The sequence below is a fragment of the Streptomyces virginiae genome, assembly GCF_040638905.1.
GTDB lineage: Bacteria > Actinomycetota > Actinomycetes > Streptomycetales > Streptomycetaceae > Streptomyces > Streptomyces virginiae_B.
Genome location: NZ_JBEZYV010000003.1, coordinates 80,133 through 95,440 on the forward strand (window position 1 = coordinate 80,133; position 15,308 = coordinate 95,440).

Annotated in this window: 15 protein-coding genes; 4 read left to right on the plus strand and 11 right to left on the minus strand. The window is 71.0% G+C overall.

Translation table 11 applies throughout. The features are described 5' to 3' along the window. Window positions 1-41: 41 nt before the first annotated feature. The 3 genes from AB0F82_RS06225 to AB0F82_RS06235 are packed head-to-tail and all read left to right on the plus strand — an operon-like array spanning window position 42 to window position 3,004. Window positions 42-308, plus strand: a complete 267-nt coding sequence (locus AB0F82_RS06225; protein WP_362624549.1) for a ferredoxin — start codon at window positions 42-44, stop codon at window positions 306-308. Continuing rightward, a complete protein-coding gene (locus AB0F82_RS06230) occupies window positions 305-1,708 on the plus strand; it encodes an NAD(P)/FAD-dependent oxidoreductase (protein ID WP_362624551.1) in 1,404 nt (467 codons plus the stop codon). Before AB0F82_RS06225 ends, AB0F82_RS06230 begins: the two co-directional genes overlap by 4 nt. A gap of 39 nt (window positions 1,709-1,747) precedes the next feature. After that, window positions 1,748-3,004: a cytochrome P450 gene (locus AB0F82_RS06235; protein WP_362624553.1), complete on the plus strand. Its 1,257-nt coding sequence runs from the start codon at window positions 1,748-1,750 to the stop codon at window positions 3,002-3,004. A gap of 6 nt (window positions 3,005-3,010) precedes the next feature. Here AB0F82_RS06235 and AB0F82_RS06240 read toward each other — a convergent pair whose 3' ends face one another. The 9 genes from AB0F82_RS06240 to rpsB all read right to left on the minus strand — a co-directional run bounded on the left by AB0F82_RS06240 (window position 3,011) and on the right by rpsB (window position 12,928). Next, window positions 3,011-4,039 carry an ABC transporter ATP-binding protein gene (locus AB0F82_RS06240; protein WP_362624555.1) on the minus strand — a complete coding sequence of 343 codons (1,029 nt, stop codon included), beginning with the start codon at window positions 4,037-4,039 and terminating at the stop codon, window positions 3,011-3,013. Then, entirely contained in the window at window positions 4,039-5,655 is a 1,617-nt protein-coding gene (locus AB0F82_RS06245) for an ABC transporter permease (protein ID WP_362624910.1), read from the minus strand. Before AB0F82_RS06245 ends, AB0F82_RS06240 begins: the two co-directional genes overlap by 1 nt. A gap of 113 nt (window positions 5,656-5,768) precedes the next feature. Continuing rightward, complete coding sequence (locus AB0F82_RS06250) at window positions 5,769-6,866, minus strand: thiamine ABC transporter substrate-binding protein (RefSeq protein WP_356813357.1); 1,098 nt, start codon at window positions 6,864-6,866, stop codon at window positions 5,769-5,771. A 253-nt stretch (window positions 6,867-7,119) separates the two neighbouring features. Then, complete coding sequence (gene rlmN / locus AB0F82_RS06255) at window positions 7,120-8,235, minus strand: 23S rRNA (adenine(2503)-C(2))-methyltransferase RlmN (RefSeq protein WP_362624557.1); 1,116 nt, start codon at window positions 8,233-8,235, stop codon at window positions 7,120-7,122. Window positions 8,236-8,367: 132 nt separating this feature from the next. Beyond that, complete coding sequence (locus tag AB0F82_RS06260; protein ID WP_362624559.1) at window positions 8,368-9,444, minus strand: phosphatidate cytidylyltransferase; 1,077 nt, start codon at window positions 9,442-9,444, stop codon at window positions 8,368-8,370. Further along, window positions 9,444-10,001: a ribosome recycling factor gene (frr, locus tag AB0F82_RS06265; protein ID WP_356810606.1), complete on the minus strand. Its 558-nt coding sequence runs from the start codon at window positions 9,999-10,001 to the stop codon at window positions 9,444-9,446. Before frr ends, AB0F82_RS06260 begins: the two co-directional genes overlap by 1 nt. 83 nt (window positions 10,002-10,084) lie before the next feature. Beyond that, window positions 10,085-10,864, minus strand: coding sequence for a UMP kinase (gene pyrH / locus AB0F82_RS06270; RefSeq protein WP_356810514.1), 780 nt, complete (start codon window positions 10,862-10,864; stop codon window positions 10,085-10,087). Between the two features lie 162 nt (window positions 10,865-11,026). Next, window positions 11,027-11,863: a translation elongation factor Ts gene (gene tsf / locus AB0F82_RS06275; protein WP_202199506.1), complete on the minus strand. Its 837-nt coding sequence runs from the start codon at window positions 11,861-11,863 to the stop codon at window positions 11,027-11,029. A 135-nt stretch (window positions 11,864-11,998) separates the two neighbouring features. Beyond that, the gene (gene rpsB, locus AB0F82_RS06280; RefSeq protein WP_356810515.1) at window positions 11,999-12,928 is read right to left on the minus strand and encodes a 30S ribosomal protein S2; all 930 of its coding nucleotides are present in this window, start codon (window positions 12,926-12,928) and stop codon (window positions 11,999-12,001) included. 249 nt (window positions 12,929-13,177) lie between these two features. On the opposite strand from rpsB, the gene AB0F82_RS06285 reads away from it, so the two are divergent. Beyond that, window positions 13,178-13,735: a M23 family metallopeptidase gene (locus tag AB0F82_RS06285; protein WP_362624563.1), complete on the plus strand. Its 558-nt coding sequence runs from the start codon at window positions 13,178-13,180 to the stop codon at window positions 13,733-13,735. Here AB0F82_RS06285 and AB0F82_RS06290 read toward each other — a convergent pair. Together AB0F82_RS06290 and whiG are read right to left on the minus strand one after the other, a co-directional pair. Continuing rightward, window positions 13,689-14,246 (minus strand): TetR/AcrR family transcriptional regulator, encoded by a 558-nt coding sequence (locus tag AB0F82_RS06290; protein WP_356810607.1) that lies wholly within the window; start codon window positions 14,244-14,246, stop codon window positions 13,689-13,691. The genes AB0F82_RS06285 and AB0F82_RS06290 overlap by 47 nt on opposite strands. Before the next feature lie 52 nt (window positions 14,247-14,298). Then, window positions 14,299-15,135 carry an RNA polymerase sigma factor WhiG gene (gene whiG / locus AB0F82_RS06295; protein ID WP_362624565.1) on the minus strand — a complete coding sequence of 279 codons (837 nt, stop codon included), beginning with the start codon at window positions 15,133-15,135 and terminating at the stop codon, window positions 14,299-14,301. Window positions 15,136-15,308: the final 173 nt, after the last annotated feature.

Consider the following 15,308-nt stretch of genomic DNA (forward strand, 5'->3'; position numbering starts at 1 on the left):
GGGCGACGGGGATCAACGGCCGAGGGAAAGGCAGATCCGTCATGAGGCTTGTCGTCGACCTCAACCGCTGCCAGGGATACGCCCAGTGCGCATTCCTCGCTCCCGACGTCTTCGCCATGCACGGCGACGAGTCGCTCCTCTACAACCCGGAGGCGGCTGCCGAGCAGCGTGAGAACGTCGCCCGCGCCGTGGCCGCCTGCCCCGTCGGCGCGATCCTCCTCGAACTCACCGACGAGGACATGGCAGGCATGGTGTCCCAGGACGCCGCCGGGGCCGGGGCCGGCGCCGGTTCCGGAGGTTCACGGTGACCGGTGAACGCACACGGGACGGCGCCTTGGAGCACCTCAAGCGCGAGGGACGCATCGTCGTCGTCGGTGCGTCCCTCGCGGGTCTTCGGGCCGCCGAGACCATGCGCGACAAGGGGTTCGCCGGTTCGCTCACGATGATCGGCGACGAACCCCACGAGCCGTACGACCGGCCCCCGCTGTCGAAGCAGGTCCTGCTGGGCAACGCGGTGGCGGACCACACGGCGCTCCCCCGCCGCCGGGCGATCGACGCCGACTGGCGGCTCGGAGTCCCCGCGACGGGCCTGGACATGGCCGCCCGCCGGGTCCGGCTCGGCAACGGCGACGAAGTCGAGTACGACCGGCTGCTGATCGCCACCGGTGTCCGCGCCCGGCCCTGGCCCAACCCGGAGGAGGGCGAGCTCGAAGGGGTCTTCGTCCTGCGCACCCGCGACGACGGCGAACGACTGCAACGCGCCCTCGCCGCCCGTCCCCGCCGGGTGCTCGTCATCGGGGCCGGGTTCACCGGGTCCGAGATCGCCTCCGCCTGCCGGGAACGCGGCCTGAAGGTGACCGTCGCCGAACGCGGCTCGGCGCCGCTGGTCGGCGCCCTCGGCGGAGTGATCGGTGAAGTGGCGGCCGAGATGCACCGCGAGCACGAGGTCGACCTGCGCACCGGCGTCATGGTCACCTCGCTGGAGGGCGATCCGGCGGGCCGGGTCCGCGCCGCCCACCTCTCCGACGGCTCCACCGTGGAGGCCGACGTGGTGGTCGTGTCCCTCGGCGCGCAGCGCAACACCGAGTGGCTCGCCGGGTCCGGACTGGGCGCCGGGCCCCGGGGCATTGCCTGCGACGCGGGCTGCCGGGCCTTCGACGTCCGGGGCATCGTCACCGACGACATCTATGTGGCGGGTGACGTGGCACGTTCCCCGCACGCCCTGTTCGGCTACCAGTTCCTGTCCCTGGAGCACTGGGGCAACGCCCTCGCACAGGCCGACACCGCCGCGCACAACATGCTCAGCGAGAGCGCGGACCGTCGCCCCCACCTGTGGGTGCCGGCCTTCTGGTCCTCTCAGTTCGGCGTGAACATCAAGTCGGTCGGAGTGCCGCCGATGGGGACCGAGATCCTCATCACCCAGGGCTCGCTGGTCGAGCGCCGGTTCGCGGCCGTCTACGGGTACCAGGGGCGGGTGATCGCCGCCGTGACCTTCGACAACTGCCGCTGGCTGCCGTTCTACGAGCAGCAGATCGAGAGCACCGCGCCGTTCCCGCCCCCGTTCTCCACCGTGGACCGCAGGCCGGAGGGGAACAAGCCGGTGCCGGCGGACTTCCCCGACCCCTCGGTGCCGACCCACGGCCCGACCATCACCCTCAGCGGCTACTCGCCGGCCGACCGGAAGATGACCTTCACCCCCGGGCGCTGACCGCGCCGCGACCGCCCCCGAGGATCACGAGGACCCGTCATGACACAAGCCCTCCTGCGGGAGATCATCGACTACGCGAACCGGGCCAATCCGTACCCGCTGTACGAGGAGCTCCGCAAGACCCCGGTGTCCCACGACGGGAACGGCCCGTACGTCATCAGCACGTACTACGAGATCCACAGCCTGCTGCACGACCCCCGGATCAGCTCCGACTCGCGCAACCTGAAGGCGACCGGTGACGATCCGCTGGGGCAGTCCGCCGACGACGAGGGGACGGCCCTGCCCCCCTCCTTCCTCAAGCTCGACCCGCCGGACCACGACCGCCTGCGGCGCATGACGAACCGGCCGTTCGGGCCGCCGCACACCCCGCGCCGGGTGCACGACATGCGCGACGAGCTCGACGGCCTCGTCGCCGGGCTCATCGACGGCATCGCCACATCCGGCGACCTGGACCGGGTGGACCTGGTCGACCAGTTCGCGTACCCCTTCCCGGTCACGGTGATCTGCCGGCTGCTCGGGGTGCCGCACGAGGACGAACCGCGCTTCCACGTCTGGGCGGAGACCCTCGCCGCCAGCCTGGACCCCGACCCGGACGCGGACCCCGCCCAGCGGGGCAAGGGCACCACGGACGCCCGGATGGAGCTGGGCATGTACCTGGCCGGGCTGATCGAGGAGCGGCGCAAGAACCCCGGCGACGACATGCTGTCCCAGCTGGCGACGGCGGACGGCCCGGACGGCTCGATGACCACGATGGAGGCGCTCAGCACCTCCGCGCTGCTGCTGATCGCGGGCCACGAGACCACGGTCAACCTCATCACCAACGGCATGCTGACCCTGCTGCGCCACCCGGAGGTCCTCAAGCGGCTGCGCGAGGACCCCGGTCTGTCGGTTCCGATCGTGGAGGAGCTGCTGCGGTACGAGCCGCCGGTGCAGCTGCTGCCGCAGCGCACCACGCTCTCCGACATCGAGGTCTCGGGGGTCACCATCCCCAAGGGCGCCTCCCTGTGGCTGATGCTGGCCTCCGGCAACCGCGACCCGAAGCGCTTCGAGAACCCGGACAGATTCGACCCGGACCGCAAGGACATCCAGCACCTCGGGCTCGGCAGCGGCATCCACAGCTGCTTCGGGGCGCCGCTGGCCCGGCAGGAGGCGCAGCTGGCGCTGAGCGAGCTGGCCCGCCGGCTGGTGAACCCGCGGCTGCTGGAGGACCCGCCGCCGTACCGCCAGAACGCGGTGCTGCGCGGCCCCCGGCACCTGCCGATCGCCTGCGACGGCGTCCTTGCGAAGGCCGCCTGAGCCGGGCTAGCGGATGCCCGGAGGGAGGACCACGACCTCGGCGGGGGCAAAGGCCACCGCGACCCGGTCGCCGACGGCCGGAGCCCCCGCCAGGCCGCACTCGGCCTCCAGTACCGGGCCGCCCTCCGGCCGCAGCAGCAGGGCGACATGGGTGCCGCGGAAGGTCCGGGAGGCCACCTCGCACCGCAGGCCCGCCGCGCGGAGCACCACTCCCGCCGGGCGGATCAGCAGCCGCTGCTCCCCCTCGGGGGAGCCGGCCGGGACCGGGACCTCGCCCCAGGCGGTCGCCGCGACCGCTCCCGTCACCGTCGCCGGGACGACGTTGTCGAAGCCGAGGAAGCGCGCCACGAACTCCGATGCGGGCCGTTGCCACACCTCCAGCGGCGTCCCGGCCTGCGCGATCCGGCCGTCCCGCATCACCACGACCCGGTCGGCCAGGGCGAAGGCCTCCCCCTGGTCGTGCGTGACGGCCAGGACCGTCGTCCCCAGCCGCGAGAACAGCTCCCGCAGCTCGACCACGAGCCGTTCCCGCAGCCCCCGGTCCAGCTGTCCGAGCGGTTCGTCGAGCATCAGCAGCCGCGGTGACGGCGCGAGCGCGCGGGCCAACGCCACCCGCTGCTGCTCGCCGCCGGACAGGGAGGCCACCGCCCGGCCCTGGGCCCCGGGGAGCCCGACCAGTTCCAGCAGCTCCGCGACCCGGGCGGCGTACGAAGCGCGCCCGCCGCCGCGCATCCGCAGGCCGAAGGAGACGTTCGCGCCGACGTCGCGGTGCGGGAAGAGCTGGTGGTCCTGGAACATCAGGCCCACACCCCGCCGGTGCACGGGGACGCAGGCCTGGTCCGCCCCGCCCAGCAGCACCCGCCCCCCGGACACCTGCTGGAGCCCGGCGACGACCCGCAGCAGCGTGGACTTCCCGCTGCCGCTCGGGCCCAGGACGCACACGGTCTCGTGCTCGGCCACCGCCAGGTCCACGGAGTCGACGACCGCGCGCTCACCGAAGCGGACCGACACCCCTTCCAGCTGAAGCAGTGTCATCAGAACTCTCCGGAGGTCTTGTCGGGTCGCAGTCGCTCCAGCACCAGCAGGGACACCGCGCACACCAGCATCAGGATCGTGCTCAGGGCCATGGCCTGCCCGTAGTTCAGCTCGCCGGCCCGCCCCAGCAGCCGCGCCACGGCCACCGGCAGCGTCGGCCGGTCGGGCCGCGCGATGAAGACGGTCGCGCCGAACTCCCCCAGCGACACGGCGAAGGCGAACCCGGCCGCGATCAGCAGCGCCCTGCGGACCAGCGGAAGGTCCACCTCCCGCCAGGCGCGCAGCGGTGACGCGCCGAGCACGGCGGCGGCCTCCCGGAGCCTCCCGTCGATCGCGCGCAGGACCGGGAGCATGGTCCGTACGACGAAGGGCACGCCCACCAGCGCCTGCGCCAGCGGCACCAGGATCCACGAGGTCCGCAGGTCCAGCGGCGGCTCGTCCAGGGTGATCAGGAAGCCGAAGCCGACCGTCACGGCGGACACCCCGAGCGGGAGCATCAGCATCGCGTCGAAGCCCCGGACGAAGCGGCCCCCGCGCCGGGTCAGGGCGGCGGCCGCGAGTCCCCCGACGGCCAGGGCGATCGCGGTGGCGGCGAGCGCGTACTGCAGGGAGTTCCAGATCGCCTCCAGCGGCGGCACCAGGAAGGTTCCGCCGCCGGCGCCGGCGTCCTGCAGGGCCCGGTAGTAGCCCAGGCCGTAGCCGCCGGGGATGTCGAAGGACCGCTCGACGAGCACGGCCAGCGGCGCCACGATCAGCAGCCCGACGGTCAGCAGGACGCCGCCCAGCAGGGTGCGCTGCGCCCAGCCGCGCGGCCGGTGCGTGGTGCGGCCCGGGTCGACCAGGCGCAGCGCGGTCTCGCGCCGGCGCACGGTCCAGGCGTGCAGGGCGAGGATCGCGCCGATCGCGGCGAACTGCACGAGCGTCAGGACGGCGGCCGTCGACAGGTCCAGGAGCTGCGCGGTCTGCCGGTAGACCTCCACCTCCAGGGTGGAGTAGGCGGGTCCGCCCAGGATCAGGACGACGCCGAAGGAGCTGAAGGTGAAGAGGAACACCATGAGGGAGGCCGCGGCCACGGCCGGGGCCAGCGCCGGCAGCGTCACCTTGCGCCAGGCGGCGAACCGGCCGGCGCCCAACACCCGCGCGGCCTCCTCCTGGCGCGGATCGAGCTGGGCCCACAGCCCGCCGACCGTGCGGACGATGACGGCGTAGTTGAAGAAGACGTGCGCCAGCAGGATCGCCCAGACGGTGGTATCGAGCCGGACGTCCGCCAGTTCGTCCAGCAGTCCCCCGCGCCCGAGCAGCGCGAGGAAGGCGGTGCCCACGACCACGGTCGGGAGCACGAAGGGAACGGTCACCACGGCACGCAGCAGCTGCTTGCCGGGGAACTCGAAGCGCGCGAAGACGTACGCGCCGGGCAGTGCGATCAGCAGTGTGAGGACGGTGGAGGCGAGCGCCTGCCAAGTGGTGAACCACAGCACGTCGGCGATGTCGGGCCGGGCCAGCACCTCGCCCAGCCGGCCGAACTGCCAACCGGTGTCGGTTTTGAGGCCGCGGCCCACGATTGCGGCGACGGGGTAGGCGAAGAACAGCCCGAAGAAGGCGAGGGGAACGGCCATCAGGGCGAGGCGGACGGCGGTGGCCCGCCCGCTCTCGCCCTGTCCGGGCACCCGCCCCGGTCCGGGGGCCGGGGCGGCGTCGGCCGACGCCGCGCCCGGCTCCTTCGTACCGCTTACTTCACGACGAGCGCGGTCCATGCCTTGACCCACTGCTCACGGTTCTCGGCGATGGTCTCCGGAGTGACGTTCTCCGGCTTCTCGACCACCACACCGTGCTTGGTGAACAGCTCCGGCAGCGCGGCGTCCTTGGTCACCGGGTTCACGAACATCTGCAGGGGCATGTCCTCCTGGAACTTCTTGCTGATCAGGAAGTCCACGAGGGCCTTGCCGCCCGCCTCGTTCTTCGCGCCCTTGAGCAGGCCCGCGAACTCGATCTGGCGGAAGCAGGTGCCGGTGGCGACGCCCGTGGGGGCCTCGGCCGGCTGCGGCTCGCCGTACAGCACCTCGACCGGCGGGCTGGAGGCGTAGGAGACGACCAGCGGGCGGTCGCCCTTGGCCTTCTTGCCGCCCGCGGAACCGGAGAAGCGCTCGTTGTAGGCCTGCTCCCAGCCGTCGACGACCTCGACGCCGTTGGCCTTCAGCTTGCTCCAGTAGTCCTTCCAGCCCTCCTCGCCGTACTTGCCGACGGAGGCGAGCAGGAAGCCGAGGCCGGGAGAGGAGGTCGCGGCGTTCTCGACCACCAGCAGGTTCTTGTACTCCGGCTTGGCCAGGTCCTCCAGGGTCTGCGGCGGGGCGATCTTCTTGTCGGAGAAGTAGGCCTTGTCGTAGTTGACGCAGATGTCGCCGGAGTCGATCGGGGTGACCCGGTGCTCCTTGTCCAGGACGTACTCGGGCTTCACCTCGCCCAGGCCCTTGGCCTCGTACGGAGTGAAGATGCCGTTGTCGAGGGCGCGCGAGAGCAGGGTGTTGTCCACGCCGAAGAAGACGTCGCCGCGGGGGGAGCCCTTGGTGAGGATCTCCTGGTTCAGGGCGGCGCCCGCGTCTCCGGACTTCAGGACCTTGACGGTGTAGCCGCTCTGCTGCTCGAACTCCTTCAGGACCGACTCGGTCACGTTGAAGGAGTCGTGGGAGACGAGCGTGACGGTCTTGGACTTCGGGGCGTCGCTCGTGTCCGCGGACTTGTCCTTGGCGTCGCCGCCGCAGGCGCTGAGCGTGGTGACGCCCAGCGCGGCCGCGAGCGCAGCGCCCGCGATCTTCTTGGTGGTGCTCACTGGTGATTCCTCCTGGGATGACCAGGAGAAGACGCGGCCCTGCCCGGCGCTCTGTTCGGAGCGGACGCCGGGCAGGGCGCAACAGCTTGAGTGGTGACCGAACTTCCTACCCCGAATGACCGGGGCGAGGTTCAGAGGGTCTGCGGATGACGGATACCGCACTCTCAGCGCTGTGGCGCTCCCCTGTCGGAATATGCAATTGGTTCGGCCACAGGGTACCCCGGGGCCGAATGTGACCGGTCAGAAGCGGACGCTAGCGCTCCGAGGCGGCCAGCTGGCCGCACGCGCCGTCGATCTCCTGGCCGCGGGTGTCCCGTACGGTGACGGGCACGCCGTGGCGGGCGATGGCCTCGACGAAGGCCTTCTCGTCCTCGGGCCGCGACGCGGTCCACTTGGAACCGGGCGTCGGGTTCAGCGGGATCAGGTTGACGTGTACGCGCTTGCCCTTGAGCAGCCGGCCCAGGAGGTCGCCGCGCCAGGCCTGGTCGTTGATGTCGCGGATCAGGGCGTACTCGATCGAGATCCGGCGGCCGGACTTCTCGGCGTACTCCCACGCGGCGTCGAGTACCTCGCGGACCTTCCAGCGGGTGTTCACCGGGACCAGGGTGTCGCGCAGCTCATCGTCCGGGGCGTGCAGCGAGACGGCGAGGCGGCACTTGAATCCCTCGTCGGCGAAGCGCAGCATGGCCGGGACCAGGCCGACGGTGGAGACGGTGATGCCGCGCTGGGACAGGCCCAGGCCGTCGGGCTCGGGGTCGGTGAGCCGGCGGATGGCGCCGACGACGCGGTTGTAGTTGGCCAGCGGCTCGCCCATGCCCATGAAGACGATGTTCGAGAGCCGGGCGGGGCCGCCGGGGACCTCGCCGTCACGCAGCGCGCGCATGCCGTCGACGATCTGGTGCACGATCTCGGCGGTGGAGAGGTTGCGGTCCAGGCCTGCCTGGCCGGTGGCGCAGAACGGGCAGTTCATGCCGCAGCCGGCCTGCGAGGAGATGCACATGGTGACCCGGTCGGGGTAGCGCATCAGCACGGACTCCACGAGCGTGCCGTCGTGCAGCTTCCACAGGGTCTTGCGGGTGGTGTCGTCGTCACAGCTGATGTGCCGGACGACGTTCATCAGGTCCGGGAGGAGCTCCTGCTGGAGCTTGGCCCGGGAGCCCGCGGGGATGTCCGTCCACTCCGCCGGGTCGTGCGCGTAGCGGGCGAAGTAGTGCTGGGAGAGCTGCTTGGCCCGGAAGGGCTTCTCACCGATCGCGGCGACCGCCTCGCGGCGCTCGGCCGGAGTCATGTCGGCGAGGTGTCGGGGCGGCTTCTTGACCCCGCGGGGCGCGACGAAGGTGAGCTCACCCGGAGCGGGACGGGGGGCCATGCGGTACTCCTCAGTGCGACGAGGTGGGGGTCACCCCGCGCGTGCAGGGCCGGTCCGCGGCTCGGCCGCTGGACGGAAAGGGCGCGCCGCGTACACGCGGCGCGCCCTCCAGGATAACCCGACCGGGACCGGTCAGCCGGTGCCGACGAAGGCGGCCAGCAGCAGCCACACCACCGGGGCGGTGGGCAGCAGCGAGTCCAGCCGGTCCATGATGCCGCCGTGCCCCGGCAGCAGGGTGCCCATGTCCTTGATGCCCAGGTCCCTCTTGATCATCGACTCGCCCAGGTCGCCCAGGGTGGCGCTGACCGCGACCGCCAGGCCGAGCAGCAGGCCCTGCCACCAGGCGCCGCCGTCGATCAGGAACTCCATGCAGAGCGCGCCGGCGCCCATGGCGAAGGCCACGGCGCCGAGCAGGCCCTCGCGGGTCTTGCCGGGGCTGATGCGCGGCGCGAGCTTGGTCTTCCCGAAGCGCCAGCCCACCGCGTAGGCCCCGGTGTCGCTGACCACGGTCAGCAGCAGGAAGGTGATCACGCGCTGCGGCCCGTCGTCCGCGGTGAGCAGCATCGCGACGAAGGTGGCCAGGAAGGGCACGTAGAACGCCGCGAAGGCACCCGCCGTGACGTCCTTGAGGTAGTCCTCGGGCGGTTCGGTCATCCGCCACACCAGCACGGCCAGCACCGTCAGCGCCATGGCGACCCAGGCGCCTTCGGCCCCCCGGACGTATCCGGCGATGACCATGGCCGCGCCACCGACCGCGAGCGGGACCAGAGGGGCCTTGATGCCCTTCTTCTCCTGGAGCCGCGAGGTGAGCTCCCACAGGCCGACGACGACCGCGACGACGACGACGCCGACGAAGACCGCCTTGACGATCAGGAGCGAGGCGAAGATCACCGCGCCGAGACCGACGCCCACCCCTATCGCGGCGCGCAGGTCCCGTCCCGCGCGCTTCTTCTGCGGCGGGGGTGAGGAGTCCTGCGGGTGCTCGGCATGCGGGGGCGGGGGGCTGGGCATGGGCTCCTGCGGCGGCGTATCGGCGCGGAAGAGGGGGCCGCCGTTCGAGGCGGCCCCCCGATCGCGTGCTTCCCGGTCGTCGAAGTCACGGCCGGCGGCATCGGGCACGATGGGCATGGGCCGAGTGTGCGGGCCCACCTGCGCATCGTATGCGGGACCCGCCGGAACCGGCTCCGGCTGCCAGGAAGAGTCGTTCATCAGACTTCGAGGAGCTCGGCTTCCTTGTGCTTGAGGAGCTCGTCCACCTGCGTGACGTACTTCGCGGTGGTGTCGTCGAGCTCCTTCTCGGCGCGGCGGACCTCGTCCTCGCCGGCCTCCTTGTCCTTGACGAGCTTGTCGAGCGCGTCCTTGGCCTTGCGGCGCACGGAACGGATGGAGACCTTGGAGTCCTCGGCCTTGTTCTTGGCGACCTTGATGTACTCCTTGCGGCGCTCACCGGTCAGCTCGGGGAAGGTCACCCGGATGATCCGGCCGTCGTTGCTCGGGTTGACACCGAGGTCGGAGTCGCGGATGGCCTGCTCGATGTTGCGCAGCGCGGACGCGTCGAACGGCGTCACGATGGCCATGCGCGGCTCGGGAACCGCGAACGAGGCGAGCTGGTTGATGGGCGTGATGGCGCCGTAATAGTCGGCGACGATCTTGTTGAACATCGCCGGGTGCGCTCGGCCGGTACGGATCGCGGCGAAGTCCTCCTTCGCGACGACGACGGCCTTCTCCATCTTCTCCTCGGCCTCGAGGAGGATTTCTTCGATCACCACGTGCTCCTGCATGTCTTGAATGGATGGTTCAGGCGGGGCGGGCGGGCCGGTCCGGGCCGCCCGGACCGGCAGCGGACTGCTCAGGCCCGGGTTTCCTGGTCGCTGACGAGCGTGCCGATCTTCTCACCCTTGACGGCGCGGGCGATATTGCCCTCGGCGAGCAGCTCGAAGACGAGGATCGGCAGCTTATTGTCACGGCAGAGGGTGATCGCGGTGGCGTCGGCGACCTTGAGGTCGCGCGAGAGGACCTCGCCGTACTCCAGCGCGTCGAACTTCACCGCGTCCGGGTTCTTCTTCGGGTCGGAGTCGTAGACCCCGTCGACACCGTTCTTGCCCATGAGCAGGGCTTCGGCGTCGATCTCCAAGGCGCGCTGGGCGGCCGTGGTGTCGGTGGAGAAGTAGGGCATGCCCATGCCCGCGCCGAAGATGACGACGCGGCCCTTCTCCAGGTGGCGCACGGCGCGCAGCGGGATGTACGGCTCCGCGACCTGGCCCATGGTGATGGCGGTCTGCACGCGGGAGTCGATGCCCTCCTTCTCCAGGAAGTCCTGGAGTGCGAGGCAGTTCATGACCGTTCCGAGCATGCCCATGTAGTCGGACCGCGCCCGGTCCATGCCGCGCTGCTGGAGCTCGGCGCCTCGGAAGAAATTGCCGCCGCCGATCACGATGGCGATCTCCGCGCCGTCGCGGACCACCGCGGCGATCTCACGCGCGATGGCGTGGACGACGTCGGGATCGACGCCCAGTCCTCCGCCACCGGAGAAGGCCTCGCCCGACAGCTTCAGCATGAAGCGGCGGCCCTTCTTGAACTGGTCGCTCTTGTCGTCGGAAGCGGTGTGGGGGTCCACGCCCTGATTCATGGAGATCTCCTCGTGCACATACGAAGAAGGCCATTGCCGGTGGGTCCTTGCGGTTCCCTCTACGGCAATGGCCTCCTCGTCAGATCTGCGGTCGCCTCGCGCAAGCGCGGACGACTGCTTCAGACCCTACCGGGGTCCGGTGTCCGTCGCGTACGGACGGACTCAGATGCCGACCTTGATGCGGGTGAAGCGCTTCAGGGTGACACCGGCCTCGTCCAGAACCTTCTGGACGGACTTCTTGTTGTCCAGGGCGTAGGCCTGGCCGAGCAGCGTGGCGTCCTTGAAGAAGCCGTTGACGCGACCCTCGACGATCTTGGCGATGGCAGCCTCGGGCTTGCCCTCCGCGCGGGTGACCTCTTCGGCGATGCGGCGCTCGGACTCGACCTTCTCGGCCGGGACGTCCTCCGCGGACAGCCACTGCGGGGCGAACGCGGCGATGTGCTGCGCGACGCCGCGGGCGACCTCGGCGTTCTCCTTGTCGAGCTCGACCAGGACGCCGATCTGGAACGGCAGGTCGGGCATCGTGCGGTGCATGTACGCGGTCACGTAGCCGCCGGTGAACTGCGCGAAGCGGTCCAGGACGATCTTCTCGCCGAGGTTGGCGTTGGCCTCGTCGACGAAAGCGGTGACGGTCTGACCGGGCTTGATCTCGGACGCGAGCAGCGCCTCGAGGTCGGCCGGGGAGGTGGCGGCGACGTGCGCGGCCAGCTCGTTGGCGACGGCCAGGAACTTCTCGCCCTTGGCGACGAAGTCGGTCTCGCACTTCAGCTCGACGATGACACCGGAGGTGTTGTCGTCGGCGATGAGGGAGACCACGGCACCGTTCTCGGCAGAACGGCCCTCGCGCTTGGCGACGCCCTTCTGACCCTTGATGCGGAGCGCTTCCTGGGCCTTGTCGACGTCACCGTCGGCGTCCACGAGCGCGTTCTTGCAGTCCAGCATGCCGGCGCCGGTGAGCTCGCGGAGCTTCTTGACGTCAGCGGCGGTGTAGTTCGCCATGAGTCTGTGATTCTCTCTCGAAGTCGTAGATCTACGGGTGAACGGCGGAGGCGCCGCGCTCGTGGCGCGGCTCCCCCGCCGTCATCGTCCGTGCTGTGAGTGCCCGGCGCGTGAACGCCGGGCGCTCTCAGTGGGTCAGGCCTGCTCGGCGTCGGCGGCCGGGGCCTCGGCGGCGGGGGCCTCGACGGCCTCGACGGCCGGGGTGACCTCGGCGGCGACCTCGGCTGCGGCGTCGGCGTCCACCTTGGCGGCGTCGACATCGGCGGCCGGGGCCTCGTCAGCCTTCTTGTCGCCCTCGAGCAGGTCGCGCTCCCACTCGGCGAGCGGCTCGGCGGCGGCCTTCTCGCCCGGCTTCGAGTCGCCGGTCGCAGCGCCGGAGCGGGCGATGAGGCCCTCGGCGACGGCGTCGGCGATCACGCGGGTGAGCAGGGTGACGGAACGGATCGCGTCGTCGTTGCCCGGGATCTTGTAGTCGACCTCGTCGGGGTCGCAGTTGGTGTCGAGGATCGCGACGACCGGGATGTGGAGCTTGCGCGCCTCACCGACGGCGATGTGCTCCTTCTTGGTGTCGACGATCCAGACGGCGCTGGGAACCTTCGACATCTCGCGGATACCACCGAGGGTCTTCTCCAGCTTGGCCTTCTCGCGGGAGAGGACCAGGAGCTCCTTCTTGGTGAGACCCGAGGCGGCGACGTCCTCGAAGTCGATCGCCTCAAGCTCCTTCAGACGCTGGAGGCGCTTGTAGACGGTGGAGAAGTTGGTGAGCATGCCACCGAGCCAGCGCTGGTTGACGTACGGCATGCCAACGCGCGTCGCCTGCTCGGCGATGGCCTCCTGGGCCTGCTTCTTGGTACCGATGAACATGATGGAGCCACCGTGCGCGACGGTCTCCTTCACGAACTCGTAGGCGCGGTCGATGTACGACAGCGACTGCAGCAGGTCGATGATGTAGATGCCGTTGCGCTCCGTGAAGATGAAGCGCTTCATCTTCGGGTTCCAACGGCGGGTCTGGTGACCGAAGTGGACGCCGCTTTCCAGCAGCTCCCGCATCGTGACGACGGCCATGGCCATCTCCTTGGTTTCTCGGTTTGGTTCCTGACGCCCCGCCGCGCCCTGCCCCATGAGGGACCGAGAGACGCTGTCACCTGGCCGTTTCGGGCTGGTGCCGGGGCGTGCGAAGTCGACCCGGTGACCCGGATCGCCACAAGAAGTGTACGGGACCCGGCGGTATGCCGGGTGACGCCGTTGTCCACAGTGCCCGGACCGTCCACAGTCCGGCCCAGCGGCCCGGGGGACCGCGGGACGCTGTGCGGCATGACGACACTGCTGCTCAGCCTGCTCATGCTCCTGGCCCGGACCGCCCTGCCCGCGGCACCGGCCGTGGTCCGGCCGCTGCCCGCGCCGCTGTCGGTGGCGCGCTGGTGGGACCCGCCCCCGACCCCGTACGCGGCCGGCCACCGCGGGGTGGACCTGGCCGCCCCGGTGGGTGCGCAGCTGCGGGCGGTCGCCGCCGGCCGGGTCCACTACGCCGGGCAGGTCGCAGGCCGCGGGGTTCTCTCGCTCGCCCTGCCGAACGGCCTGCGCACGACCTACGAGCCCGTCCGGCCGCTGGTCACGGAGGGCGAGGAGGTCTCGGCGGGGCAGGTGGTGGCGGTGCTCACCGAGGGGTCCCACTGTCCGGCGCCGTGCCTGCACTGGGGGCTGCTGTCGGGCGAGGCGTACCTCAACCCGCTGGCCCTCCTGACGCGGCCCACCCCGCGCCTGCTGCCGGACCCGCGTCCGGACGGCGTACGGAGCGGGGCGGGGGCCGCCGACGGCACGGGGCTCAGCCCCGGACGCCCCGCAGGGCGATGGCCAGGGCCGTCTCCGTGATGACTTCGGGATCTTCCGCGGCGCCGAGCTCGATGCGGCGCACGGCGGCGTCCACGACCCCCTGGAGGAGCATCGCGGCCAGCCTGGGCTGCTCCTGACCGAGGGCGGCCAGCGCCTCGACGATCATCGCGATCAGTCCGCCGTGCGCGGCCCGGATCTTCTCCCGGGCCCCCGCGTCCAGCTCGCTGGCCGAGATCGCCACGACCGCCCGGTGCCGGCGGTCCCCCACCAGTCCCAGCTGGCTGCGCACGTAGGCCTCGACCTTCGCCTCCGGCGCATCGGCCCGCTCCATCGCCGCCTCGATCTCGGCGGCCCACACGGGGAAGTCCACGGCGCACAGCTCTTCGACCACGGCCGCGCGGGAGCGGAAGTACTCGTACACGGAGGACCGGGCGAGTCCGGTGCGCTCCGCCAGGGCGGGGAAGGTCAGCGCCTCCGTACCGCCTTCGGACAGCAGGGAACGCGCGGCGTCCAAGAGGGCGCCGCGCTGCATCGACCGGTGCTCGGCCACGGAGGCCGCTCGAATCCTGGGCACACATCCACTCTACGGAGGTACCGCAAGCTCACCGCCCCACATCTGCCAACTTCGCGCGCAGTTGCAGCACGGACTTGGTGTGGATCTGGCTGACCCGGCTCTCGGTGACGCCCAGCACGTTGCCGATCTCGGCCAGGGTGAGGCCCTCGTAGTAGTAGAGGGTCACGACGGTCTTCTCGCGTTCGGGCAGCGTGTTGATGGCCCGTGCCAGCAGACGCCGCAGTTCGCGGTCCTCCGCCACCTCCACCGGGTTGTCGGCGGCGGTGTCCTCCAGCGTGTCCATCAGCGACAGGCGGTCGCCGCCCTCGCCGCCGGCGTGCAGCAGCTCTTCCAGGGCGACCACGTTCGCCAGCGACAACTGGCTGAAGACGGTGTGGAGGTCCTCCACGCCGATCCCCATCTCGCGGGCGACCTCGGTCTCCGTCGGGGTGCGCCGCAGCTGGGCCTCCAGCGTGGCGTAGGCCCGCTCCACGGCGCGCGCCTTCTGCCGGACCGAGCGGGGGATCCAGTCCAGCGCCCGCAGTTCGTCGATCATCGCGCCGCGGATCCGGGTGATCGCGTACGTCTCGAACTTGATCGAGCGGTCGATGTCGAACTTCTCGATGGCGTCGATCAGCCCGAAGACCCCGGAGGAGACGAAGTCGGCCTGCTCCACGTTGGGCGGCAGGCCCACGCTGACCCGTCCGGCCACGTACTTCACCAGGGGTGAGTAGTGCAGGATCAGTTGCTCCCGCAGCCGTTCGTCACCCGAGTCCTTGTACGAGCGCCACAGCACCTCCAGGGACGAGGGCGCGGTGGACCGCACGCTGCCGCGGGCAGCGGGAGGCACCGCAGCGCGGTCGGACCCTGAGGTGTGTGGGGGCATGCTTCGCCTTTGCCGGAGCCGGATTCCTTGGGAGCGTAGCGTGACGAAAGTGTCGCGGTGCGCGAAGAGTACGGGATGGCGCGGGGGCCGGTGGTCGTCCCGGATCGCGCGGGCGACCCGGGACCGGCGCCTGGCGCACGGTCCCGGCGACTGCCACCGGGAGGACCGCGTCT